Annotated in this window: 24 protein-coding genes; 2 read left to right on the forward strand and 22 right to left on the reverse strand. The window is 28.8% G+C overall.

Annotation, left to right across the window (positions count from 1 at the left end):
- Positions 1 to 60: 60 nt before the first annotated feature.
- The 12 genes from BEE63_RS21295 to BEE63_RS19935 form a co-directional block, all read right to left on the reverse strand.
- Positions 61 to 543: a pyruvate kinase gene (locus BEE63_RS21295; RefSeq protein WP_081312625.1), complete on the reverse strand. Its 483-nt coding sequence runs from the start codon at positions 541 to 543 to the stop codon at positions 61 to 63.
- A 429-nt stretch (positions 544 to 972) separates the two neighbouring features.
- Positions 973 to 1,953: a type I phosphomannose isomerase catalytic subunit gene (locus BEE63_RS19890; RefSeq protein WP_066023042.1), complete on the reverse strand. Its 981-nt coding sequence runs from the start codon at positions 1,951 to 1,953 to the stop codon at positions 973 to 975.
- Positions 1,954 to 2,106: 153 nt separating this feature from the next.
- A complete protein-coding gene (locus tag BEE63_RS21870) occupies positions 2,107 to 2,277 on the reverse strand; it encodes a hypothetical protein (RefSeq protein ID WP_157797126.1) in 171 nt (56 codons plus the stop codon).
- A gap of 286 nt (positions 2,278 to 2,563) precedes the next feature.
- A complete protein-coding gene (locus BEE63_RS19895) occupies positions 2,564 to 3,058 on the reverse strand; it encodes a hypothetical protein (protein WP_066023043.1) in 495 nt (164 codons plus the stop codon).
- Between the two features lie 38 nt (positions 3,059 to 3,096).
- Positions 3,097 to 4,470 (reverse strand): glycoside hydrolase family 1 protein, encoded by a 1,374-nt coding sequence (locus BEE63_RS19900; RefSeq protein WP_066023044.1) that lies wholly within the window; start codon positions 4,468 to 4,470, stop codon positions 3,097 to 3,099.
- A gap of 104 nt (positions 4,471 to 4,574) precedes the next feature.
- On the reverse strand, positions 4,575 to 5,909 hold the full coding sequence (gene celB / locus BEE63_RS19905) for a PTS cellobiose transporter subunit IIC (RefSeq protein WP_066023045.1): 1,335 nt from the start codon (positions 5,907 to 5,909) through the stop codon (positions 4,575 to 4,577).
- Between the two features lie 26 nt (positions 5,910 to 5,935).
- Positions 5,936 to 6,247: a PTS sugar transporter subunit IIB gene (locus BEE63_RS19910; protein ID WP_066023046.1), complete on the reverse strand. Its 312-nt coding sequence runs from the start codon at positions 6,245 to 6,247 to the stop codon at positions 5,936 to 5,938.
- Positions 6,248 to 6,304: 57 nt separating this feature from the next.
- A complete protein-coding gene (locus BEE63_RS19915) occupies positions 6,305 to 6,628 on the reverse strand; it encodes a PTS lactose/cellobiose transporter subunit IIA (protein ID WP_175400876.1) in 324 nt (107 codons plus the stop codon).
- Between the two features lie 560 nt (positions 6,629 to 7,188).
- Positions 7,189 to 7,407 carry a hypothetical protein gene (locus BEE63_RS19920; RefSeq protein ID WP_066023048.1) on the reverse strand — a complete coding sequence of 73 codons (219 nt, stop codon included), beginning with the start codon at positions 7,405 to 7,407 and terminating at the stop codon, positions 7,189 to 7,191.
- A gap of 50 nt (positions 7,408 to 7,457) precedes the next feature.
- Positions 7,458 to 7,769, reverse strand: coding sequence for an ROK family protein (locus tag BEE63_RS19925; protein ID WP_066023049.1), 312 nt, complete (start codon positions 7,767 to 7,769; stop codon positions 7,458 to 7,460).
- Positions 7,770 to 7,901: 132 nt separating this feature from the next.
- Complete coding sequence (locus BEE63_RS19930) at positions 7,902 to 8,624, reverse strand: GntR family transcriptional regulator (protein WP_066023050.1); 723 nt, start codon at positions 8,622 to 8,624, stop codon at positions 7,902 to 7,904.
- A 562-nt stretch (positions 8,625 to 9,186) separates the two neighbouring features.
- Positions 9,187 to 9,642, reverse strand: a complete 456-nt coding sequence (locus BEE63_RS19935; protein ID WP_066023051.1) for a hypothetical protein — start codon at positions 9,640 to 9,642, stop codon at positions 9,187 to 9,189.
- 147 nt (positions 9,643 to 9,789) lie between these two features.
- On the opposite strand from BEE63_RS19935, the gene BEE63_RS19940 reads away from it, so the two are divergent.
- Positions 9,790 to 10,176, forward strand: coding sequence for a helix-turn-helix domain-containing protein (locus tag BEE63_RS19940; RefSeq protein ID WP_066023052.1), 387 nt, complete (start codon positions 9,790 to 9,792; stop codon positions 10,174 to 10,176).
- Positions 10,177 to 10,826: 650 nt separating this feature from the next.
- Here BEE63_RS19940 and BEE63_RS19945 read toward each other — a convergent pair.
- A complete protein-coding gene (locus BEE63_RS19945) occupies positions 10,827 to 11,540 on the reverse strand; it encodes a GntR family transcriptional regulator (RefSeq protein WP_066023053.1) in 714 nt (237 codons plus the stop codon).
- Between the two features lie 703 nt (positions 11,541 to 12,243).
- Between BEE63_RS19945 and BEE63_RS19950 the strand changes: the two genes are divergently transcribed.
- Positions 12,244 to 14,298 (forward strand): cellulose binding domain-containing protein, encoded by a 2,055-nt coding sequence (locus BEE63_RS19950; protein ID WP_066023054.1) that lies wholly within the window; start codon positions 12,244 to 12,246, stop codon positions 14,296 to 14,298.
- A gap of 153 nt (positions 14,299 to 14,451) precedes the next feature.
- Here BEE63_RS19950 and BEE63_RS19955 read toward each other — a convergent pair whose 3' ends face one another.
- The 9 genes from BEE63_RS19955 to BEE63_RS19995 form a co-directional block, all read right to left on the reverse strand.
- Complete coding sequence (locus BEE63_RS19955; RefSeq protein WP_066023055.1) at positions 14,452 to 15,432, reverse strand: type I phosphomannose isomerase catalytic subunit; 981 nt, start codon at positions 15,430 to 15,432, stop codon at positions 14,452 to 14,454.
- A gap of 149 nt (positions 15,433 to 15,581) precedes the next feature.
- Positions 15,582 to 17,003 (reverse strand): glycoside hydrolase family 1 protein, encoded by a 1,422-nt coding sequence (locus BEE63_RS19960; RefSeq protein WP_066023056.1) that lies wholly within the window; start codon positions 17,001 to 17,003, stop codon positions 15,582 to 15,584.
- Between the two features lie 19 nt (positions 17,004 to 17,022).
- Positions 17,023 to 17,571 carry an RDD family protein gene (locus tag BEE63_RS19965; protein WP_066023057.1) on the reverse strand — a complete coding sequence of 183 codons (549 nt, stop codon included), beginning with the start codon at positions 17,569 to 17,571 and terminating at the stop codon, positions 17,023 to 17,025.
- Positions 17,561 to 17,884, reverse strand: coding sequence for a PTS lactose/cellobiose transporter subunit IIA (locus BEE63_RS19970; RefSeq protein ID WP_066023058.1), 324 nt, complete (start codon positions 17,882 to 17,884; stop codon positions 17,561 to 17,563). The genes BEE63_RS19965 and BEE63_RS19970 overlap by 11 nt, the downstream gene beginning before the upstream one ends.
- Before the next feature lie 138 nt (positions 17,885 to 18,022).
- Positions 18,023 to 19,360, reverse strand: a complete 1,338-nt coding sequence (locus BEE63_RS19975; RefSeq protein ID WP_066023059.1) for a PTS sugar transporter subunit IIC — start codon at positions 19,358 to 19,360, stop codon at positions 18,023 to 18,025.
- Between the two features lie 143 nt (positions 19,361 to 19,503).
- The gene (locus BEE63_RS19980; protein ID WP_066023060.1) at positions 19,504 to 19,806 is read right to left on the reverse strand and encodes a PTS sugar transporter subunit IIB; all 303 of its coding nucleotides are present in this window, start codon (positions 19,804 to 19,806) and stop codon (positions 19,504 to 19,506) included.
- Positions 19,807 to 20,671: 865 nt separating this feature from the next.
- Positions 20,672 to 23,212: a cellulase family glycosylhydrolase gene (locus BEE63_RS19985; protein ID WP_066023061.1), complete on the reverse strand. Its 2,541-nt coding sequence runs from the start codon at positions 23,210 to 23,212 to the stop codon at positions 20,672 to 20,674.
- Positions 23,213 to 24,338: 1,126 nt separating this feature from the next.
- Entirely contained in the window at positions 24,339 to 25,556 is a 1,218-nt protein-coding gene (locus BEE63_RS19990; RefSeq protein WP_066023062.1) for a macrolide family glycosyltransferase, read from the reverse strand.
- A 303-nt stretch (positions 25,557 to 25,859) separates the two neighbouring features.
- A complete protein-coding gene (locus BEE63_RS19995; protein ID WP_066023063.1) occupies positions 25,860 to 26,747 on the reverse strand; it encodes an alpha/beta fold hydrolase in 888 nt (295 codons plus the stop codon).
- Between the last annotated feature and the right edge of the window lie 72 nt (positions 26,748 to 26,819).

A 26,819-nucleotide genomic window follows, 5' to 3' on the forward strand; every position in this document is an offset into this window, starting at 1 on the left:
GGTTTAAATAATAATTTGCAGTTGATAATTTTTCATTTCTACTTAATTAAGAACTTAATATTATATCTTCAAAACTTTTTTTACAATATAAGATATATCACATATGTCAGAACGACTTGGCCACTCTTTCTTACCAAGAGATGAAAGTAATTCCGATGCTATATATAACTTACAATTTCTTTTCTTACACTTGTCTAAAACTAAATCTTGATAATATAAAAGTCTTGATATTCCTATATTCAAAACTAAGCATCCTCTTGCAAGCATTAGAGAATCACTATGTTCTATAATTTCATCTGAATTGTCAATACCTTTCATAGTTTCAATCTTAGACATAATGCTAGGTGAGTAATCCAATACTTCTTCAAGTTTGTCTTTAATTAAAATAATATCATCTTTTCCTTCAGTATATGATAATGCAATAATGTTGGCGAAAGTCCTATATATACATATAATTGAAAAACAAAATAAATAAAAGCCACATACTCTCCTTAAATTGAGAATATGCGACTTTATCCTTTTATTTGTTAAATTTTGTAATATAGTACACTTATTTAAACATGGTTAAACTACAATCAGAAATTTTATTTTATGCTTCATATCTGTTATAACACATCTGTTTGATAAGTTTTCATCAGTGCTATCACTTACCAATGCTCTTTAGGGGAATCAATATCCAAAGCGTTATTACGAAGATGTTCAAGCCAAGGTTCAAGATGGGATTAATCGAATCAGGCATGTTAGGAATATTAATTTTAACAGTACTATTTTTAAATTGTTCTTTCAGCTATCGAAACCACTCTGCTTGGTTAGAAGACATATAACCATGGATAACATAAATGTTATTACCTTTCATATTATCATTTCTCATAATTATATAAATAATAAGTAAATTATATCATTTATATAATTACAATTACCTATTTCTTGCCTTAGCTTGGTCTTTGTTGGAAATGTTGACATTATCCCTAGTTAATAAATTATTTCATTTAATATTTCATTTTTAACTTTTTTTATATCAGGTACATAGCTCTTAATAAGTTTAATTTTACCCTTTATAATATATTTTCCAAGTGAAGCAGGTATTAAAATACTTTCGCCCAAACTTATTTTTTCAGTTCCATTATCATAAACTATTTCTCCGTTCCCATCAACACAAGTGAATATATAAAATCTCTCATTATCACTTTTTTCAGTAAATTCATTACAAACATCGTAAAGCTCAAGTGAAAAATCTTTTCCAAGGCAAAGGTGCGTTTTCTCATAACCTTCATAAGTAAGTTTTATTCCATTGCTTTTTTTAGCTTTTATATTTAAATCTATAACATCAAGAGCCTTTTTTATGTGAAGTTCTCTTCCCCTATTATAATCATATACTCTATAAGTTGTATCACTGTTTTGCTGTATTTCAGCTATTATCAGGCCTCCAGTCATAGTATGTATCATGCCGCTTTTTATGAGATAAACATCTCCTTTTTTAACAGGTATCTTATTCATATATCTTTCCAATTCACTGCTTTTTATTGCTTCTTTAAATAGTTCTTTAGTACAATTACCTTTAGTTCCAACTATAAGTGCAGCTTCTTCTTCAGCATCAACTACATACCAAACTTCTGTTTTTCCCATATCATTTTCTACATTTCTGGCATAATTATCATTTGGATGTACTTGAACAGACAATTCTGATGTAGTATTTAAAAGCTTTACAAGTAATGGAAACCAAAATTTATCTATCTTTGTACCGACAATTTCATTTCTCTTTTCTTTTATTAGATCGTCTAACCTTTTTCCTTTAAATTTTCCATTAGAAACTATACTTGTTTCATCTTTATGACATGCAACATCCCAGCTTTCACCTATATTACCTTCTGGTAAATCATTTCTAAATTTTTCTAAACTTCTTCCTCCCCAAACCTTTTTATAATATAAATGTTCAAATTTTAATGGATACATAAGCATCTCGCTGCATAAACATTATCATGATTTGTAATGTTCTTATCAGCTACCTCCTTTCTTTTATAAAAAAGATATACAAAATAATTATTTGTTTTAATTTTGACATAAAAATTTATACATATGTTATTAATCTCATATACATTCACCAGCCTAATTTATATAGCATATTTTTATAATATTCAAAATGGCGTTTACGGCATCAAACAAATACCCTGTATTTGTAGATATTATGCTGTTTATTTTGTTATCATGCATGGTAAACTTAACCTTGCAATTTCTCTCATCACATAATTTAAATCTCTTTATAATTTCACCTGACACATTACCACTTGTTCATGATAAGCCAATATGGCATAACTATATCATCATATGTAAATAAAGGTGTTTTTACACGTATTTCAGTTTGACCTTTATATATGTTTGCTTATATTTATTGATAACACATCTTTAAGCCTCGAATAATTAGTTTTTGAAAACTATAATTGTTGTACCCATATGGATTGTTTTTTAAAATAGCTAATAAAGAGTGGAATGTTTAAAAATTAGTTTAACGTATAAAAACTATTTTTTTAACATTCCACTATTTTTTGCTGATTTTTCAATATAGCTAAATGGACTTATTATTTTTTTGAAGATGCCTTACATCAGGAATATTCTCTTTAGTAGCCATTAAATAGTAACTAAGTACTAGCATAATGACAAATGGTCCAAAAAGTCTATTAAACAAAGAACAAATAAGCAAAGAATGTGCAATATAATTAAATGTAACTTTAAAGCTCAACTTATTAGATTTTCTAATGAATGCTGCAACTTTAAATATAAAGCTTATTATAAGTGTAACTAGCATTATATCTAGAAACATAGTAGAAGCAGTAATCAAAGCATTTTTGAAAGTAAATCCCATTAGATACACTTTAAATTCTGAAAATTTGCCTGTAAATATCGAGATTAGAAGCTGTGATACTATTAAAAATAGCATGCTTATTATCACTGTAATGCCCTGAAATAAAATTATCCTAAAAATTGATTCATTTTTTAGTTCATTATATTTATGTGGTTTAAATAAGCTGATTTTTATTTCATCAATTATACTTATATTCATAGCATCATTTATCCTTTCATTAATTACATAGAATATTCTTAATCTAGTTCTCTTCCATTAGAGGCTATAACCTTTTTATACCAATAAAAACTCTTTTTCTTATATCTTTTTAAATCTCTTAAATCTTTCTCACCACGATTTACATAAATAAAACCATATCTTTTTTTCATTTCACCGCCTGAACTCAAAAGATCTGTTGAACCCCAGTTTAGATATCCAATTACCTCTACACCCTCTGATATAGCAATCTCCATTTGCTTAATATGTTCTCTTAAATAATCAATTCTATAATCATCATCAACTGTATTTTTCTCATTAAGTTCTTCTCTTACTCCAATTCCATTTTCAGATATAAAAATAGGTAATTCATATCTTGAATAAACATCCTTTAAAGCTACTCTAAGTCCTATAGGATCAATAGACCAACCCCATTCATTTTTCTTCAAATTTGGATTTGGCATAATACCTTTAAGATTTAACTCATCATTTTCATTAACATCTTTTACAATTTGACTTTGATAATAACTAAAAGTTAAATAGTCCACAGTATTTTCTTTAATAAGTTCAAGATCCCCATCTTCCATTTGGAGTTTAATATTTTTTTCTTTCAAATAACTTGTAATATATGATGGATATTCTCCATTTGCAAATATATCAAAATAGAAATCTATAAAAAGTTCTTTTGCCTTAACAAGTGCAAGGTTATCTTTAGGATTGCAGGATGCAGGATATAATGTTGTATATGCAACCATTCCTCCCATTTTAGCATCCGGAATTATTTCTTTAAGCGCTTTTTTAGCCTTTGCTTGAGCAACAAAAACATTATGACACATCTGATATCTTAATGTTTCATCTGTCTCATCTCCAGAAAGTTTTACTCCCCAGTGCTCAGGCATTCCAAACATCAAATTTTCTTCATTAAATGTAATCCAATATTTAACCTTATCTTTGAAACGTTCAAATACCGTTCTTGAATACTTTTCAAATAGATCAACAACTTTTCTTGAAGCAAAGCCATTATATTTTTCAGCTAAAGCTAACGGTACATCAAAATGATAAAGTGTGATAACCGGCTGTATACCATTTTTTAATAATTCGTCAAACATATCATCGTAAAATTTAAGTCCTTCTTCATTTACTTTTCCCTCACCATCAGGAAAAATTCTCGCCCATGAAATACTTGTTCTGTAAGCATTAAAACCCATTTCTTTAAATAGTGCTATATCTTCTTTATATTTATGGTAAAAATCTATTGCCACTTTCCAATCTGAAAAATCATCTTTTATCTCTCTTACATCAACTATAGAAAGCCCTTTGCCTCCTTCATTCCATGCGCCTTCCGTTTGAAAGGAAGTTACAGCTCCACCCCATAAAAAGTTATCAGGAATTACATCTAATTTTTTATTTACCATTAAAGATCCTCCTTAATATTGAAAAATTTATTTAACTTATATTTAAATGTTAAAAATAGTTTTTGGAAACAATCAATTATGTTTCCAAAAACTTAAAATTCATTTTACTCAGCTTCTGCAGGAACAGATTGTTCTTCTTTATAATAAGATTTATCTACCACTTTTAAGAATGGTAAGTATATTAAAGTTGAAATTAGTAATTCAACTATTTGTAGAATTGCTCCTCTTACACCGCAGACTAAGAATCCTCCGATTACTGGTGGTGTCGTCCAAGGTATCAAAACACCTGAAAGTCTAGGAACTAATCCAGTGGCCATTGAAAAATAAGCTACTGTAGTAAGAACCAAAGGTACAATTATAAATGGTATAGCCATAATAGGGTTTAATACTATTGGAAGTCCGAAAGTAATAGGTTCATTAATATTAAATATACCAGGTATTATTGCAAGTTTTCCGATTTTTTTACATTGCTCTGATTTACAAAGGAATATCATTGATAAACATAATCCAAGTGTGGCTCCAGATCCACCTAATTGTATAAATAAATCTTGGTATGACTGAATTACTATATGGGGTAAAGCTTTACCTGCCTGATAAGCTGCAAGATTTTCTGCCTGCAAAGAATACCAAAGTGGTTGTGTAACAGCACCAACAACATTTGAACCATGAATACCAAATATCCAAAATAATTGCATGAAAAAGTTTGCAATAACTGATGCAGGATAAGTAGCACCAAGTGAAGTAAGTGGCTGCTGTAAGATTTTAAATATAAACATATGAACAGTACTGTACGGAGTATATGTGAATAACAATCTTATTATGTTGAAAGCATACATTGCAAAGAATGCAGGTATTAAAGCTGAAAATGCTTTTGAAACCGAAGGTGGAACACCAGCTGGCATTTTAATTACCCATCCACGATGAATAATTTGTCTAACAATTTCAGTTACAATTATAGCTGTAAACATTCCAACAAATAATCCTTTAGAGCCAAGCCAATCTGTAGGAATTATACTTGATATAAAAAAGTTGCTCTTAGTTCCTTTTGGTGTATAATTCATCCAGAAAGGTGTAACTATAAAAAAGCATACTAATGCAGTTACTCCGGTACTTACTGGTTCAATATCATAGTATTTTGAAAGACTAACCGCTATACCCATAACAACGAATATAGTCATAAGTGCCATACTACAGTTATAAGGAATATTGAAAAAGTCATCCCAACCAGTTCCAAATATACCTTTCATGAAGTCTCCATATCCTGTTATAGGAAAATTAGCAAATAATAATGACATTGCTCCTATTATAAGAAGTGGCATTGCAAGCATGAAACCATCACGTATTGCTAGAAGGTATCTGTTCTCCGATATTTTTCCTGCAATTGGCATAAGTGCTTCTTCCAATTTGGACATAAATTTGCTTTCTTTTTGTTCACTCATGATTTTCCCCCTATTTCTATATTATTTTATTTATTATTAGCAAGCTTTAAAGCTTGATCTAATACTTTAGCACCGTCCATCATTCCATAACTTGCTGGACTTATAACTTCTACTGGTATCCCCTTAGGTTCACATACTTTTTTAGCTTTATTAAGAGCATATCTTACCTGTGGTCCTAAAAGTACAACATTTACTCCCTCTAATCTTTTTGCCATTTCAGCTTCTGGAAAGGCTTCTATATCTACTTCAATCTCATTTTTTTTTGCTGACTCCTGCATCTTAGTAACAAGCATACTTGTTGACATTCCTGCTGCACAAAATAATCTAATAGTAACCATAATAACTTCCTCCTCTTTCTTATATTAAATATCATTTTTTAATACTTTATGGATAAATTACTTATTCATCAATGAATTAACTAATTTTCTTAATTCAATGATTTCGCAGATCATATTTTTCTCTGATATCGTTGTCATTAAATGATCCTGCGAATGCACAAATAATACTGATACTTTTAACTTTTCACCACTTGCTTCTTTTTGAAGCATTGATGTCTGAACATCATGAGCCTTACCTATAGCTTCATTTGCCTTGTCTATAAGACTGCCTATTTCATCATATTTTCCTTCTTTGGCATTCTCAAGAGCTTCATACATATATCCTCTTGCGTCGCCAGAATAAATTATTATATTCATTACGGTCTGTTCTAAATCCATCATTTATACCTCCATTTTGAAATATTATCTTGTAACTATTTATATAGCAAGTACCAGTTTTATTCTTCTTTATTATATTAACACGCTTTTTTAAAAAAGTAAACCGGTTTTTTAAAAAAGTAGTCATGTTTTATATTATGTAATGTATGACTTTAGCTTATTAACCTTAACTTGTCATACTACTAAATTTATTAACATTATACAAATGAAAAAACTCTAGTATCCTATAAATTATTTATAGGATACTAGAGTTTAATGAAAATTTTAAAAAACAATATGACTAAAGTATTTCCCCTTTACCTTATATACCTTTTACTTGATGAGATTTCAACTACTTCACCATATAAAAAAATTTTACTAAATGTCATATTATCTTCTCTTAAACTACTCATTCAAAAAATTATAAACAGCTCCAATTAAGTTGGCATTGTTTTCAGATTTACATTTTTTTATGCATGATTTTATCTTAGCAATTTAATTTTAAATTTTTTAATATTATATCTATATTATCTATTAAATCTTTTCTATCACTCGCAGCTCCGCCTATTATAATCATTTCTGGATTATATGTATATTGTTATAGCTTTTGCTACATTATCATACATGGCTTCAATTTCTTTTTTACCCTTTTTATCTCCATTTTCCATGAGAGTAACTGCCATTTCACCATTGAACTTATCTTCTGATATATTTTTTTGCTTTAGCAACTGCCATTTCCAATGTGATGCCGCTTTACTTAAAGTATTATAATCATCTAATGAAGTTATAGTTCCATTCCCCACAATGAAGATTTACTCCCTTCTATACTTCTACTAATGCAGCACAGTTAGTGTCACATATCTTTTTTTATATTAAAACCATGTATGTATGGAATTGCACTAAATCCACCTACTATTCCAGTATCATTATCAACAGCTCCAGAAAACCTTATTCCAACACCAACAATATCATATTTTTCTTGAAACATTAACTTAATATCATTTAATTTATTTATAAAAATTTCAATATCCTCCTTAGAGCTTTTAAGTTTCCCATTTGCCAGAATATTTCCATTTTCATTAATTATGCCATATTTTATACTAGCTCCACCTAAATCAAATCCCAATACACTTATAATTACATTTCCTTGTATAATAAAATCCATACTAAAGTTATATAACTTACTACACATATATACAGAGCTATTGTTTAATGTCAATTTCTCAGTTTACATAAATCTTTAAATAATTCCTTTATTTTTCAAATCATTAACATTACTATTAAATTATTTAATTTTTTATTTAAAATTTACCTCTCGTAGTGCATACCCTCTAATATTGTATTTATTTCTTGAAATACTATACTCAATAGGTTCTCCATTTAAAGTAAAATTTGTTTCTTCAATTTGAAAAATAGGATCATTTTCAGAACATTTTAAATATTCAATATCATAACTATTAGGAATATCAGCTCGGAAATATTTAAAAGAACCTGAAAATTGAATTTTTAATATGTTTCGCATGTACTCAAAAATAGATTTTTCACTTTCCTTTTCGGTTAAGCCTGGAACAAGATTAACAGGAATATATGTATGCTCCAACATGTATGGCTTTGAATCTAATACCCTTAACCTAATTATCTTGTAAACAGGGGATTTCTCTTTTAATTTAAGCTTATTTTGAATAATATTATTTGATAGTTCTACATTAAATTCAATAATTTTATTTACCAAAATCCTATTAGCTTTTTTCATTCGAGCAGCAAGTCCTTGATAATGTTTATCTGTATTTTCATTTTCATACCAAAACTTTCTATTTATAATTTTAGTTCCAGCTCCACGCTTTGAATAAACCAATCCTTCCATGACTAAAACTGTAATAGCCTTATTTAAGGTAGTTCTAGATACATTAAATTCATTCATCAATATTTTTTGATTAGGAAGATAATTATCTGGTTCATATGTTTTATCAATAATCCTTTGCCTAATCTTGTCAGCAATAATTTCATATTTTGTACTCATAATATCACATCCATCATAATAATAAAAAGTAGCTAAATTATTACAAAATTATAATTTAATTACTATTTTAGCTGCTTTATAGATTTATCAATAAATCTATAAGCTAGATTTTCTATTTTATTATTTCTCTAAATAAAAATTTTTTACTACTTTATTATAGTAACACGTTTTTCTTTTTTGGTAAACCGGTCTTTTATAAATAGCATCTATTTGAATGCAACACAAAATAAAATTTCTCAGCATACCACGTTTGGAGTTTTGTAAAATTAATACTATCTCTTTCATAACTTGATATATTCATTTATCAATACTCACATAAGACTTTGTATATTACTAATATCTACTTATTATTTTGATTAGAGTACTTTTGATTAAACTTTTCTAATTTTTTCGAATAATTTACAAGTATATTTGTAAGATTTAGCCCATAGAATATTCTTTAATTCTGTTAATGTTGGAGATATTTAATTTTTGTCTATATACCTACATATATTATTAAATAGATATTCTTCTTTTTCATTTTAATTATTATTTTTCACTACTACTCATCTCTTTCATAAACTTATAATAATGTTTTTATATCATCTATAAAATTTTCAATATCATTACTGCTGTACATTCCATGATTTATATGATTAAATTTTTTTGTCCATTCACATAAAAAATATATCTTTTCATAATGCAGACCTTTTCCTATTTCATATGTGAAATATCTAAAATCATTATTTTTATTAAATCCAATACCTATATATGAAGTTTCTCTTTCTTCTTTTGCTTCAGGTATCTTAATTATAATAAGAGTTTTATTTTCATCTATCTTTATATTATCAATATCAAAACTAGGAGGATTACTTCTAATCGAATTTCCTTCCAATTCAATACTATTCCATGATACTTTTAGACTTTCAATAAATTCTTCTTCATCTTCTAATATTCTTTTTATAATTACATTTCCAAATTTAAATATCGAATATGGTAACAAGTAATGTGAAAACTTATAATAATCTTCCCTATACATATTTAGCACTCCCTCTTATTAACCTACTGTGAACATATGTTCTATTCAGATTTTATACTTCAATAAAATTAATGTCAATAATTAATACGATATCTTAACATTATATGGTATAATATCCTTGTATTTTTATTAAAAGGAGTACAATATATGGATAATAAATTAGTAAAACTTCATAACGAAACTTTTGGAGAATATATAAAGAGAATCCGTATTATTAGGGGATATTCACAGCGGACACTTGCAGATATAGCTGGTTTAAGTAATACTACAATAAGTAGAATAGAGAACAACAGCATAGAAAGTTCTGACTCAAGTACCATCGTTAAGCTTGCCAATGGACTTAATATTGCTAAAGAACAACTATTAATTTATTCTGGATATTTAGATGAAAAAGAGTCTCTCAAATTCAAAACAATACAAGACTATATATTAGTAGGTATGAAAAATTTAGGATGGATAAATTCATGTCAAGATATAAATGAAGAAACCCTTACATATGTGGAATTTCTTCTAAAAAGATATGGTAAAAAGTAAAAAAGTGATCTAGGCGACACTCAGATTGCTTATGGGTAGAATAAAAATATTAACCAATATATCCATGTATAATTTATTATATACATATATATTTTAGTCTCAGGATGTGCTGCTGTAAAAGTGACATCAATCCATAAAAAAACAACATAACAAAACCAAATTAGCAATTGAAAAATGACAAAGAACAATATATTATCTATAATTTGGTGAAATATTTCTAGTGGTAATATAACTTACTATTTTCATAAAAGTGATGGACAACCTAATAAAAGTCTTATTAGTGTATTAAGTATTGCTAAAAGTATTCTTGATATTAATATTTATTCTATTACTAAGCCTATTTCCAAAAACCTGAGAGTAAATATAAACCAAAAGAACTTACTAAGACATTTTATTTATCTTTGACTCAGTTGGACTAAAAACTCCTGCAAGCTTCCAAGCTTCTCCTCTTGATAAAAAGGCAGATACACCTTATTTGCTATACTTCCAAGACCAACAATACCTATTTAAATTTTGGACATAAAAATACATTCTAAAAAACTATATCATATATTAAAAATATGTCGATAAATTTTATAAAAAATAGCTGCTATACTAATTTCTTAGTATAACAGCCACTGAGATATCCATAGAACAAAACATTAATTTTTTTATACTAATTCTATGACAATGCTATATTCTTCTGCTATATAAGTTCCATAAGTCACTGCCACAGGAACACTACTAGAATAAGAATATTTTGTCTTTAAAATCATTGCCTTATCATCATTAAATCCAAAAATCTTTTTATCGTTCTCTGAAGATATCTTTGCAGAAATTACTTCTTTTGCAGAAGTTATATAGAATCCCTTCATTTCTAAGTATTTACTTAACGAACCTGAAAAATCATCGCTTAAAGATGCTCCAACCGTGGGATTTATATAGTTGTAATACATAATTATTATCTTATTTTTTAATTCTACAGAACGTTCCAGCATTATAATATTATCTCCAGGTTCAATGTCAAACACTTCTGCAATATTATTGGGTGCTTTAATATTACGAACACTCAAAAGATTTTTCTTTTTTTTATCATATTCATCTTGCAGTTGCTTAAAAGAGGATTGCATCCTTGTTGAAAAACTATTTTTATCCTTTTTTACTATAGTACCCTTACCTCTTTGTCTCAATATATATCCATCGGTCATAAGCCTATTAAGTGCTTGCCTTACTGTTATTCTTGAGACATTGAATTCGTCTGCAAAATTCATTTCCGATGGAAGAAGAGACCCTATTTTATATTCACCATTTTCAATCCTACTTTTAATTATGCTTGCCATCTGACTCCAGAGAGGTTTAGCTCCACTACTGAAATCAAGCTTCATAATTTTCACCTCTATTTACAATTATATTTTTAATTAATCTTAATTTTAGCATTTATGTACACATTCAACTCAGTTATATCAAATATAAACCATTCTTAGCATCATATCATTCATAAAAACATTTACAATAGTTACAATTTAAACTTTACATAGAAATTAGTAACTTTATATTATGATAACATTATATCTTTTTCTTTGCAAACATCAAACTACTATTATCAGTATATAAAGCAATAAAATTATTACATTGAGTTGTACACTAAATAATGTGTTTTTATACTGTTTAAAATAGTAAATTTAAAATATACGTAATAATACTAAAAAAAGGCAACTATGAATGGAATATACTGATTAATTATATCAAAAACAAATAATATTCATATTTATTACAATTTGTCAAAAAGTAATTTTTTGGTATAATTATTATGTAATAAATCATATTTACATTAGGAATAGATTATAAAATACTATTCATTATTAAGTTAGCAATATAAATATTTATATTACGTATATTTTAAAATGTTATAACATTATCATATTATAAATTTATTATAATATGAATATATAATTTGCATTGCTTTTTTTAACCTTCAATATTAACCTTCAATATTTATTTTAAAATTTATATTGTTAAATTGTTAAAATATTAGTATTTTATAACTTTCCTAATGTACATTTAATAATTAAAAAGAGGTGTATAAATTTGAAATTCAAAAAAATTATTGCATGTAGTATTGCAACACTTATGTCGCTCAGTATTAATTTAAGTAACAATGTTAAGGTTAAAGCCGCAAATAATAACAACAGCTTTGTGAAGGCAGAAGGTACAAAATTTTCTGTTGATGGACATCCATTCTATTTTACAGGTGCTAATGCTTATGATTTATTTACCTACGGTGATGGAGATTCATCCAATTTAAGCAAATCTCGAATAGAAAACAATTATATGAGCAAATCTCAAATTGACAGTCTTATGGCACAGATGGAGTCAGATGGAGTCAAGGTTGTAAGAACCTGGGGATTTTCAAATGAAAGTTGGCATGGATTTGAAACCGCCAAAGGAGTATACAATGAAGCAGAATTTATGGAATTTGATTATATCATGCAGTCAGCAAAGAAACATGGTATGAAGGTAATAATTTGCCTTGAAAATTACTGGGATGCTTATGGCGGAATAAACAAAAAACTTTCTTGGGAAGGTCTTAGTGGCTCAAAAACACAATTCTTTACAAATACAAATTGTAAAGCTAATTATAAAGACTACGCAAAACATTTTATAGATAGAATAAATCACTACACAGGAGTAGCTTATAAGGATGATCCTACTATATTTTCATGGGAACTTATGAATGAACCAAGATATGAAGATACAACTAGCAATGAAAACGTAACCGGTAAAATTTTAAGATCTTGGGTTGACGAAATGGCAGGTTATATAAAATCCATAGATTCAAATCATATGGTTGATGCAGGCTTAGAAGGTCATGGAAGTAAATATAACTTTGGAGGTGATGAAGGAAATCCATACGTTTATATTCAGCAGTCTCCATACATTGACTTTTGTTCAGCTCATCCATATCCTGATGAAAACTGGGCAAACTTAACTCCATCTCAAACTGAAACTTTAATGACTGCCTGGATTAACGATGCACATAAAGTAGTTAAAAAACCTTTTGTAATGGGCGAATTCAATAGTCACAATAATAAAGAAGCTTATTGGAAAGCTGCATTTGATACGATAGATAAAATGGATGCTGCTGGAGGTATGTTCTGGAACTATAATTATAGAAGATTAGATGATTTTACAATTATGCATGGAGACAGTATTCTTGACTATTATAAAACTATGTCTGATAAAATGTCAGCAAAAAACGGTAGCAAGGTGATAGATACTGAAGCACCAACAGCACCAGACAATTTATCCTGTAGTGCAAAAACTTCTGATTCTGTTAGTCTTTCATGGACAGCCTCAACTGACAATGTGGGAGTAACTGAATATGATATATACAATGGATCTACACAGGTAGGATCAAGTACAGTGCCAAGCTATACTGTAACCGAATTAGCTCCAAGTACTACTTACAATTTTACGGTAAAGGCTAAGGATGCTGCTGGAAACGTATCAAATTCAAGCAAAGAATTAAGTGTTACTACTGAACCTGGTACCAGCATTTCAAAAGTAGTATCACCTGTATTTAGCGTACCATCAGGTAAATATAATTCTACTCAAACTGTATCAATTTCAAGTGCTACACCAGGAGCAACTATTTACTATACTACAGATGGAAGCAATCCAAATACAAATTCAGCTATATACAGTTCCCCTATTAATGTATCAAAAAATGAAATGGTAAAAGCTTATGCAGTTAACGCTGGAATGAAAGATTCAGATATTACTTCAGCTTCTTATACAATTGTTTCAGAACCTCAATCGCCTATTTCTATAAAATATACCATTAGCAGTGATTGGAAGGTTGGTGCTACTATCAATGTAACAATAACAAACAATGGAGCAACTCCTATAAATGGTTGGCAGCTATCTTGGGATTTACCACTAGGTGAAACTATAAATAATTTTTGGTCTGCTGATTATACTACCAATGGTTTAACTGCAACTTTCAGAAATGCAAACTGGAATAAAACTATTGCTGCAAACGGTGGAACTCAAAGTTTTGGCTTTAATGTAAACTATAGTGGAGTACTAACTTCTCCAACATCCTTTACTTTAAATGGACAAACTTGTACTATTCAACAGTAACTTTAAATAATTTTTATATAATCATAAAATAATATAATTTTTATTTTTAGAACTTGTTCAAAACATGTATAATTAGCATTATGAACAAGTTCTTTTTATATCTTAAAATAAAAAATGAGAAGCACCTTAGTACCTCCCATTTTTTATTTTCATTTAATAAGTTATTTCATTTAATATCTTACTTTCTACTTTATCTACATCAGGCACATAACTTTTTACAAGCTTAACTTTTCCCTTCACAGTATACTGTCCAAGTGATGCAGGAATAAGAACGCTTTCTCCAAACTCTATCTTTTCAGTGCCCCCATCATACAGTATTTCTCCAGCTCCATCAACACAGGTGAATATATAAAATCTTTCTTCATCGCTTTTTTCAGTAAATTCACTACAAACATCATAAAGTTCAAGTGAAAAATCTTTTCCAAGGCAAAGATGTGTTTTCTCATAGCCTTCATAAGTAAGTTTTATTCCCTTGCTCTTTTTAGCTTTTAGATTTAAATCTATAACATCGAGAGCTTTTTTTACATGAAGTTCTCTTCCCCTATTATAATCATAAACTCTATAAGTTGTGTCACTATTTTGCTGTATTTCTGTTACTAAAACTCCACCACATATAGCGTGAATCATGCCGCTTCTTACCAAGCAAACATCTCCTGCTTTAACAGGTATTTTATTCATATACTTATCAAGTTTTCCTGTCTCTATGGCTTCTTTAAGCTCATCTTTAGTACATTTACCCTTAGTTCCTACTACTAATGCTGCACCTTCATCCGCCTGAATTACATACCAAACTTCTGTTTTACCCATTTCATTTTCTACTTCTTTTGCATACTTATCATTTGGATGTACTTGAACGGAAAGATCTGACTTTGCATCTATAATTTTTATAAGTAGTGGAAACCAGTCTTTACCTATTTTACTACCTATTATTTCAATGCCTTTTTCTTTTACTAAATCATCAAGTCTTTTTCCTTTAAACTCCCCATTTGAAACTATACTTGTTCCATTTTTATGGCAAGCCACATCCCAGCTTTCGCCTATATTTCCATCTGGCACATCATTTCTAAATTTCTTTAGTTTTCTTCCACCCCAAATTTTTTCATAATATAAATGTTGAAATTTTAATGGATACATAATCTTCCTCGCTGTACAAATAGGTGCTATTACATTAAAAATTAATAATTCTTAGTTTAAAAAATAATGCAAATTAATTTTTAAATTAGTTTGCATTATTTACGTTTTGTGCAACAGCTCCCCTTGTCAGCTCCTCCTTTCTTTTTAGGTTATTTATATTCTTTTTTTATTTCTTCATAATCAAAGTTTCTTGTATCATGAAGTTTTTTAAACCAATGTCCTGACTTTTTCATTCTTCTAGCTCTACTGTTTTTTAAATCCATTTCTACAAGACCATATCTATTTTTCAATGCATTTAATGGTGAAATATTGTCCATCCAATTCCAAACCATATAGCCTTTACAGTTTGATCCTTCATCAACTGCCTTAAGAAGCCAAGCCAAATGTTGCTTAAAGAACTCTATTCTGTAATCATCTTGTATAACACCTTTATCATCTTTATATTGTTCTTCTCCTTCTACCCCCATGCCATTTTCAGTAACTATCCATTCAATATTTCCATATTCATTCTTTATTCTCATGGCTGCATCATAAATTGCCTTAGGATATATTTCCCATCCTCTATATGGGTTTATTTTCTTGCCTGGCATATCATATTCTTCATAATATTTAGATGGGTGGAATGGAGCATTGTCTGCTAATTTAAATCTCTGACCCATAACTCTCATTGGCTGATAATAATTAAAGCCTAATATACCAATGGTATTGTTTTTTATTGTACTTAATTCTTCTTCGTCATACTTAAACATACAGTTTTCTTCTCTAAGTATTTTTATAAGTTCTTCTGGAAATTTTCCCTTAATACATGGATCCATAAAACTTTTCCAGTAAAATAGATCTGCAACTTCTTTTGCTTTTTTATCACTAGGATTTAAATCACTTCTTGAATATATAACAGAAGAATTTAATATTATTCCTAATTTTCCTTCTACGTTCATTTCTTTAAAAGCTTTAACTGCTTTAGCATTGGCTAATACTTTTCCATATATCCACTGCATTGCAATTTTTGTATCTGTCTTGTATGGATACCAAAATCCATCCATAAAACACAATTGTGGAATTACCATTGGTTCATTAAATGTCCAGAAGTATTTAACCTTTTTATTGTATCTTTCAAATACTTTTTTGGCATATTTTACATACAAATCTATTATTTTAGATGAATCGTATCCGCCATATTTATTGTATAAATCAAGAGGAATATCCCAATGTTCTAAGCATATCATAGGCATTATACCTACTTTATTAAGTTTATCAATTACGCTGTCATAAAATTTACCTGCTTCTTCATTTACTGTAACTTTTTCATAATCATCAATAAATCTGCTCCAATCGATGGATATTCTTATGGAATCAAGACCTGTTTCTTTCATTAAATCTATATCTTCATTCCATCTATTGTAAAAATCATCTGCTATTGTTGGACCAATGCCATCATGCCATCTTTCAGGTGCTGCCATGTACATGCTATCAACAAAATGATGTCTTCCATTTTTTTTTGTCCATCCTTCAGACTGCCAAGCAGAAGTAGCTGCTCCTACTATAAAATTTTTAGGCAATGTATATTTCATTAAAATCAACTCCTGGCTTTTATTTTATTAAAACTACATGAGTTTTTGATATTTTATCATGAATTGTTTTTTTGTTCATTAGTATTAATACTCCACATATTATTGTTAAAATCGTAAAAAAATCAGAAATTAAATTTCCATTTCCGGTTTTAAAAGAACTGCTTATCAAATATGCAATAACACCATATGGATTTAATATTATTATTTTAACTAAACCTCTAACAACAAAATTAATATAACTACCATTGCCATCGCACTCTATTTTCAGATTAAATTTTTTCTTAAATAGACTTTGACCATTAGTTATTACAGGAATTAACATCTCCCATAAAATTATAAATCCTAAATAAAGTATTAAAAATGTGGGCGATTTTATTATTACATCAAATCTATTTTTATATATGTAAGGATTTAAAGCTTTTTGGGGCATACCATTTTGCATAAAATAAGCTGGAAGTAAAATTATTATATATACTAGATACCACACTATTAAGTCTAATACTGTACAAAATATACGCCTTGATGCAAAACCTGTAGTTTTATTTATACTAATAGTTTTATTTTTCATGATTTAATTTCTCATACATTTCTATTAAAAGTTCAACCATATCCCTCATTGTTAATGCCGTCATAAAATGATCTTGCGCATGTATTAAAAGAATAGATTTTTCAACAGGTTTATCAGATATATCCTGCTGGAGCAAACTTGTCTGTATATTATGAGCCTTTCCTATTTCAGCTCCAGCTTCTTTCAACTTTTTCTTTGCTTTTTCTACATCTTTATCTTGAAGAAGTCCTCTAAATGCTTCTACAGCTAAAGCTTTACCATTTCCTGCATCTAAAATAAGTTCCATTGATTGTTGCTCTGTTTTTTCATCCATAATTATTCCTCCTCATATACATATATGTTTATAATTCTAGTTTAAGGGTAAAAAAGTTTGGTAAAAAAATCTTAAAATTTTATGATTTTTTTACCTTAACTTTTATAGAATTTTTTTAATATTATAAATCACTGCTACTTAAAGTCCTGCTTTTGCTGTTTTATTAGCTGCTATAACAAATGGTGCATAAATTATAGTATCGATTACAAGCCATACTAATTGAAGCAATCCACCTGCAAGTGATCCTGTTCCAACCAATGCTCCAAAGAAAGCAGGCATTGTCCAAGGAACAACATATTTAAATACTGGTACAATTCCAAGTGAAATAGCTGCTCCGCCAATAAGCACCTGCATAATAGGTGCTAAAATATATGGAATAAGTAAAAGCGGATTTAAAACAATTGGAAGTCCAAAAACTATAGGTTCCTGTATGTTAAATATCATTGATGGTGCTGCTACTTTAGCAACTGCTCTCCAATCTTCTCTTTTAGAGAAAATGAATATTGCAATTATCAACCCCATTATGTGCATTAATCCAGCTTCGAAAAATCCATTCGTGTATATATAATGAGTTGTTCCTGCTTGATTGGAAAGTTGTGCTGGGAGATAAACTGCATTTTGTATAGCTGCTGTAACATTGTGTCCATGAATTCCAAACCACCAGAACACCCATACAACTAACTGGTATATAAGTGCAAATCCAAGTCCTTGAGAGAATCCCATAAGTGGTGCACCTATAACTGTATATATCAAATCATTTAAAGCAGGTTGATTTGTCCAATGTAATATTGATGCAACTAATGCAACTAAGAATATTATTATTCCAATTGGTATAAGAGTCTGAAATGATTTTACAACAGCTGGTGGTACTCCATCAGGCATTTTAATTTGAAGTTTTTCATTGTTTGAAAGTTTTGCAAATAAATAAGCAACAATGGTAGTTACAATTAAGGCTGTAATAACTGCTTTTGAACCAAAATAATTCATATTAAATGCATTTGGAACTGTAACAGTACTTTTATTTTTAAGTACATAGTTTATACTTTGTGGAGTAACTATCAAATAAGATACTAAACAAATCATTGCAGATAGAAACTCTTCACTACCCCAAATTTTTCCCAATCTATATCCAAAGGCAATAACTAATAATAAAGAGAATACACTGAAAGCACCATTTAAAGCAATAGAACACATATACTGTAAGCTTGTTAATGTTTGTACAAAAGATGAAGAATCGTATGCTTTGCCAGTTAATCCTGTTATTTTATGACCCAAATTAAGTCCAGTTGATCCCATAATTGTTCCTGCTGGATCAAAAACAACCCAATTAAATATTCCAAATGCCGAACCAATTATGATAAAAGGAAGTAATATTGAAAAAGCATCTCTCATTGCTAATAAATATCTATTACTAGATACTTTGTTAGCAATTGGCATCATTATACCTTCTATCTTTTCAATAATCTTATTGTTCATTTAAATTCCCTCCGAATAATATTTAAATGTTGTAATATATTTTATTTTTGTGTAAAATATTAAGTGTACTTTGTTCGGGCATACTAATTTTTATTATATTTTGAACATACAATAGAAATTTAGTATGCTGTTTTTTTTGTTACTTATTTTTTTATTAAATCTAAAGCTTGCTGTAGTACTCCTTCTCCATTTATCATTCCATAATTTCTCATGTCGATTACATCTACTGGGCATTTATCTCCAACAGTTTTTTTAATGTTAGGCATCATATGTCTGATTTGTGGTCCAACAAGTATAACATCTGCTTCGTCTAATTTGTCTTCAAGAACCTCAACTGAAAAAGCTTCTATTTTTGCATCTATACTTTTTTGAGCTGCTGCAATCTGCATTTTTGCAACTAATACAGAAGTTGACATTCCTGCATTGCAAAACAAATAAATATTCATAATATCACCTCTTTTCTCTATTTTTATAAGCATTATGATAATGTTTACAATTATATTTTATATTAATATCTACAACTTGTCAATATAATGTTATAACATTATAATCTTTAAATTTAAAAATAATATTTAATATTAATTCCTATACCTACTATTTAGCCTTTCATAGTATACATAGACTACGAATCTAGCTATATTCTATATTTATTTTTACTTTCCAGAAATTTTTTACTCCTGCTTTTAAAAGTTATATCTATTGATTAATACATAGATATAAAAAACATATGTACTTACTCATATAATAGTAAACTACCATTGGAGATATAATTGAAAAAGCAAATAACAGCACTTTATTTCTTACCTCAATATTAGCTACATTTTATCTCTATCCAGTATACTATAATCATCCTTTATGACATCCAGTTTATATACAATTAATTTTTTACCAAAACTAGATTTACTTAAAAAAACATGAACAAAAATTTAATATCAAAAATAGCAATAACTATATCAACCAAAATACAAATAATTAAGTTCAAAATAACATCTGTCCTATTTGCAAGCAAAATATACTTATTTAAAATAATATTGTTGTATATACTTTTTATAAATAATAATTTAAACCAAAGTTAATTCGTAATATATAAATATTGTTAGCTAAATTACAATTTTTTGCTATTAAATATGCTTATTTTTACATTAAGTTTTCACATTATTATGTTAATATGATATAGTACGTTAAAGTAACAATATATATAATTAAAATAATTTTTTTCTATAATAAAAAGAAGGCCTTCTATGATGTAATTTTATCACGGAAAGCCCTTAAAATATTTTCACATGCCAAATGTATTAAAAATTCAGTATATTAGAAATTGAAAGCAAAATTTGAAATTGTTACTTTTCCGTATGCTCCGGCAGCATTGTCTGACCATATTTTAAATGCAATTGCACGTACATCTTCTGGATTTTGTAATTTTCCAGTATAATTCCAGTTAGAAAGTATTGATTTCCAAGCTGAATCAGTTAAAATATAAGTTACTTTAACACTTTTTCCTGCTGGAATAAGACCATTACCTGATTTGCCATTGACAGTACCGCAATTTTCTTGCCATGTCCAGTTGCTAGTTGTTCTTAATAAAAGTGACATTGAAACATCTGTTGAACTGTTATTTGTAATTGTACAAGTAACAGTTTTATAAGGTGAACAATCAAGTCCTTTTCCTAGTCCTGGTTTTGTTTCTGTCTGAATACCTGCTGCATCCTTTGAAGTTACATTCTTAAAATCAATTCCAAGAACTCCATCCGAACTACAACTTGTACTTGTCGTTTGATCTTTAAATGAAGCTTCTGGATAACTCCATGTGAAGTATGAAGCTGATTTTGGACGATTAAGCTCAGCAATATCTGCACTATAGGCATCAGCTGCTAAATCAGTATCAACTGATAAGAAATCTACACTTCCAGCAAATTTACTACCTGCCCCTTGAATTCTGAATAAAAGTGCATTTACATCATTTCTTTCTGCACAAGTTGACATATCAAAAGAAAGTTTTACTGTTGTAAGCGCTGGTATTTCTTGATATTTATCGTATTCTGTCCATGCCCAGTTATCTCCAGCTTTGAATATTGGTTGCAATTGAACAGCGTATGCATTATTATTTCTTATAACTACATTAACTTTAGAATTTTTAGAAAAATCTAAGCCTTTTGCCATGTTAACTAAATATGGATATGGATCTGTTGCTAGATCAAAGGATAAACGGTAACCACCGTTACTTAATTTTTTAATTGAAGATACAGAGGATGTAGTATCATCTCCTTTGCTAGATACATACCAAGGTGTAGCTAAACTTTTTAAATATCCCGGTTTAATATTATTTATTGATTCATCATCTGTTTGTGGCGGAGTAACCGGATTACTCGGATTTGTTGGATTTGTTGGTGGTGTAACTGGATCAGTTGGATTTGTTGGGCCACTGTATCCACTACCTGAGTATGCTAATTTTGATGTTTTTTGAATTCCGTAATTACTACAGAATACAAATTTACCCCAATCAGTTAAGTTAGTTCCTGCCCAATCATTTGATAAATCAAGATTTGCATCTTGTCCACCATTTCCTTTCCATGACCAAGCCATTGTTCCAACCTGTTTTTGTGCACAGTAGCTCATTATTGTTGAAGCATCTACAACTCCACCATTTTGATAATCTCCAAATTCACCTATAACCGTGCAAACACCTTTCCCAAGCATATTATCAATATTACTCTTCACTGTTGCCGCATCTTTACCTGCTACTGAGTACATATGAATAGAAAATATAGTATTTCCTGTTCTATCTGCGTTTTTTACTGTTGTACAGTTTGCAATAAGTGGATCAGTTTGTTGACCATAGCCTGGAGCATCAACCATGAATACGTTTTGAATTCCTGCATCTCTCATTTTCTTAATTGCAGCGCAGTAAGTGCTAGCCCAAATATTAGATTGATTCCAATCTCCAAGCCATTCATTAGCAATGTTCACTACAACATAATCTTTATTAGCATTTAAAATATCCTTTAATCCTATCCAATAATCAGCTGCTGTATATAATTCTTGTGGATCATTATGACCAGTGTGATCGTGTACCTCAAGGATACAAACTAAATTATTTTGTCTGCACCATGAAATAATATTTTTAACTTCATCAGCAGAAGTTTTAGTCCATTGGAAACCATCAGCTAATACTACTCTTACACTGTTTGCTCCAAGTTTTGCTGTAGCATTAATAGAAGTTTGAGTGTATGAAGGAAACCATGCATGTGCAACACTTACACCCCTAAATAGAAATGGGTTTCCCTTTCCATCATATAAAGTAGTACCATTTACATAAAGCCCACCACTTACAGGTTTAGTTGGATCAGTAGGATTATCAGCAACTTTTTCAACTGATACATAATCTAATGCTACGTATCCCCAGTTAGATGATACTCCAAATTTGTGTTGTCCCTTTGTAAGAGTATATTCATTAGTAGTTTGATTCCAAGTGTTTGCATTAGTAGAAAGTTTGCCAGCTGAATTACTATCTAAATAAAGCCAGTTTTCTTTATATTGATCTGAATTTGTAACTATAGTTATTTTGTATTTACCATCGCTAGGAACTGTAAAATTAACATCTGCCCAGCCTGATGTAAGATATACATAACCACTTCCAGAGTAACCTTTGAATTGATCGTTTCTTACTCCATTTCCATTATCTTGTGAAAAATGTTTTTGATTTTCAAATTCAATTACTTGTTTAAATGAATCTGTACTATTTTTGCTAACAGCTTTATTCATTGCAAAAGCACTACTCTTGCAATTAACAAAAATTAATAGTGTGGCTACAAACAAAGCCAAATAACTGCAAAATTTTTTTGATGTTTTCATTTTTTCTCCTCCTCTATAAATATCTTGTATAATTATTTGAGTATTACTTAATCATCACCTCCTTTAATGTTATTAAGTTGTTTCAAATATTTAATTTATTTTATAGATAACCTTTTCTTGTTTTTAAGTAAAATGTATTATTTCACCTAAACTTATTTTTAAAATTGTATTATTGAGATATTGTTACAATGTTATAACTTTTAATTGTATAAGTAATGTAATTATTTACATTACTTATACAATATTAATGCTATAAAAAATATTATTTCTCAATAAATGCTTAATGTAAATTACTATTTTTACGTACATTATATCAAAAGTTTTCCATTTATTAAATAGTAACTGCCGAGCATATTTCTATATAGCAGTTGATTATCTAATATATACTTTTTATAATTACATTTCTCATTATTAAAATACGTGTTTTTATTATATTTCTTCATTTTTTGTAGCTAATTCAACTATTTTGACAGTACTATACAATTTTAAAATTGTATTTTTGTGAATTTTATAACTGATAATATTTTAATTAACTATAAAAAATCTTAGAAAGAGACCGCATTAGCAATTAAAAAAATCGCTAATGCACAGCCTTATTTCTCTCTAATGTAAAATAATAAATGGTGTAAATAGAATATTACCCTAAATAATCAAAAAGTTGAATTAAATATCTTAGAAGATATAGTTACAAAAGATCATTCATTGAGAAAAATAGATAAAATCATAGATTTTAATTTTATATATGATGAAGTAGCAAAACTATATCTGATTTCAGTAGAGCTAGCGTTGATCAAGTGCTACTTATTTAATGAAATTGCTAAAAATGAATGATTTCTAGCACTAGAACAAGCTTGTATTAATTCACCACGTATAAAAAAGCTAATACTAATAAAAAGAATTTTTAAAGAGTTAAGGTGCAAATTTAACTCTCAAAATATAAAGATAGGCTTGATAAAAAATTGATTTGCATTAACATGAATATGATAAAAAACCGAAAAATATAAAAATATAGTTGTATTTACTCTACTCTTAAAAAATATGAAATCTTACAGCTACAGGGTTTATTCTGTAGCTGCTTGTACTGTAACATAAATCTTACAATAAAACATATGTTTAATTTATATTACTAATTTAAAATATCGTTTAATTTTTTCAATTTAAAAATTTCTTCAACTGCTTTTTTATAACCACCCGTTTTCTTAAAAGAATTACTTATTTTTTTTATGTTTTTAAGATAACTAGAATCGTATAAAACTTTTTCAACCGAACTTTTTAGTATTTTAGGTGTAAGCTTATCTTTGTCAAGAGAAATGGTAGCTTTAAGCTCTGCAGCCCTACCTGCCATATATGGTTGATCTGCTCCAATAGGTATTGCTACAAAAGGTACATTATTATATATTAAGTCACTAGTACTATTCATACCAGCATGAGTTATTGCTACATCAGTATATTTTAAAATTTTTGATTGTGGTACATAATTTCTTACAATAAAATTATCTGGTATATCAAACTTAGACAGATCTAAATTATATGCTGACATAACCACAGTGAAATCTGTATTAGCGAAGGTTTTAAAGAAAACATCATAAAGTTTATTGTCAGTATTATTAAAAACTGTGCCTAATGAAATATAAGCAACTTTTTTACCTTCTAATTTTTCAAATGGAAAATTTATATTTTCTTTTCTGTCATATATAGGTGGCCCTATAAATTTGAAACTATCATCATAATATTCTGTATGTGCAACAAAATATTTAGAAGTATACGCAATATTTATATCACCTTTATTAAAAAATAACTCAAATATATTATCTGGCAAATCTACATCATATTTTATTTTTAATTGCTGCGAAACATCTTTATAGACATTATTAACTGGATGATTTTTCAATTCATTTACATCGATTAACTCTCTCCTTTGTTCAACCAATTCTTTAGCAGTAGCGAATACTGCAAAGGAAGCAACAGACGGTACTTTTAATATTTGAGCAATAATTTTCCCAACTGGAAACATAGATCCATAAACAATATAATCATATTTTATACCTTTAATTTGCTCCAAAATATCTGAAATAATAACATCGATTGATTTTATTATTTCAGATAAATGATTTAAATAATACTTAAGATTGGGTTTAATATTAATGTTTTGTTTTTGGGTCAATGGATTTGTTTTTTCGTTATAGCTTTTAAAATTAGCACCGGCTTGTTCAATTTTGCTTCTAAATTCATTAGTACAGAAATAGGTTACATTTTCACCGTGTTTCACTAATTCAGACACAATTCCTAGGGTCGGATTAACATGCCCATGGGCAGGCATATTCAAGAAAAGTACTTTTGACATATTATCACATCCTTACATTATTTATACCATTACATTACTACAATTGTTTATTTTGTCAATAATTACAGCGAGTATAATAAATAAAAAATACCCATTATCAGAAGCAATACCAGCGCCAGTGTTATCAGGGGCAAATCAAAAACTATTACATTACATTTAACATAAACAAAAAAAGGCGCATCAACGATAGATACGTCTTGTAGGAGAAATATAAAATAATTTACCTATAACTTGAAATTTTCTATAATAATCAATCCACTTTTGCGCACATAATAAATATGATTGCATATTTTCTCATTAACATTAATGAGATGTGTCATTTACTAGGCTAGCAATAGCTTTGACTATGCACTTCCACGTTCCTTTAGGCATGTCATGTCCCATTCCTTTAATCAAAAGTAATTTAGCATTGGGTATCGTACGTGCTGTATCTTTCCCTGCTTCAACAGGAAACAATGGATCTGCAGTTCCATGAATCACCAGTGTTGGAATTGTTAATAGTGAAAGATGTTGTCTCCTATCTCCATTAGCAACTAATGCCGCATTTTGGCGTACAGCTCCTTGTGGATAATAAGAGCGATCATAGCTTTCTTCAATATACCGTATTGCACGTTCTTCTTCAAAAGGGAACCCTTTACTCCAAAGATTTTTCCACATACATAAAGTGTAATCAATATATGCATCTCGCCCATTTGGTGGAGTTGCCGTAACAATTTTCAATGTTTCTGGTGATATTTGTGGATTATTCGGATTACCTGTAGATGACATAATAGAAATCAAACTACATATGCGCGAAGGATGCCTATAGGCAAAAACCTGTGCAATTGTACCTCCCATAGAAGCACCACAGATGTGAGCCTTCTTTATTCCTAGTGTATCGAGTAAACCAACCACATCATCGGACATATCTTCTAATGTATATGCCGTCTTAATTGGTTTTCCATCTTTTGCTGCCTGATATATTTTACTCATATCAGGAATACCAGCGGCATCAAATTTTGTAGACAATCCCGCATCGCGGTTATCAAAACGTATAACTTGTAAATTATTTTGTGCAAGCATTTCACAAAAATCTAATTCCCAAAAATTAAGCTGAGCACCATTTCCTGCAATAAGCACTATAGTAGGATTGGTGTTCTTCCCAAAAATTTCATATTCGATTTGTATTTCATTTGCCTTTACAAGTGACATCTCATATATCCTCCTTTATCTTTTTATATTGATAACGTATTAATCATAAACTCATCAATAAACCCTACATAA

It is taken from the genome of Clostridium pasteurianum, from assembly GCF_001705235.1.
GTDB classification, from domain to species: Bacteria; Bacillota; Clostridia; order Clostridiales; family Clostridiaceae; genus Clostridium_S; species Clostridium_S pasteurianum_A.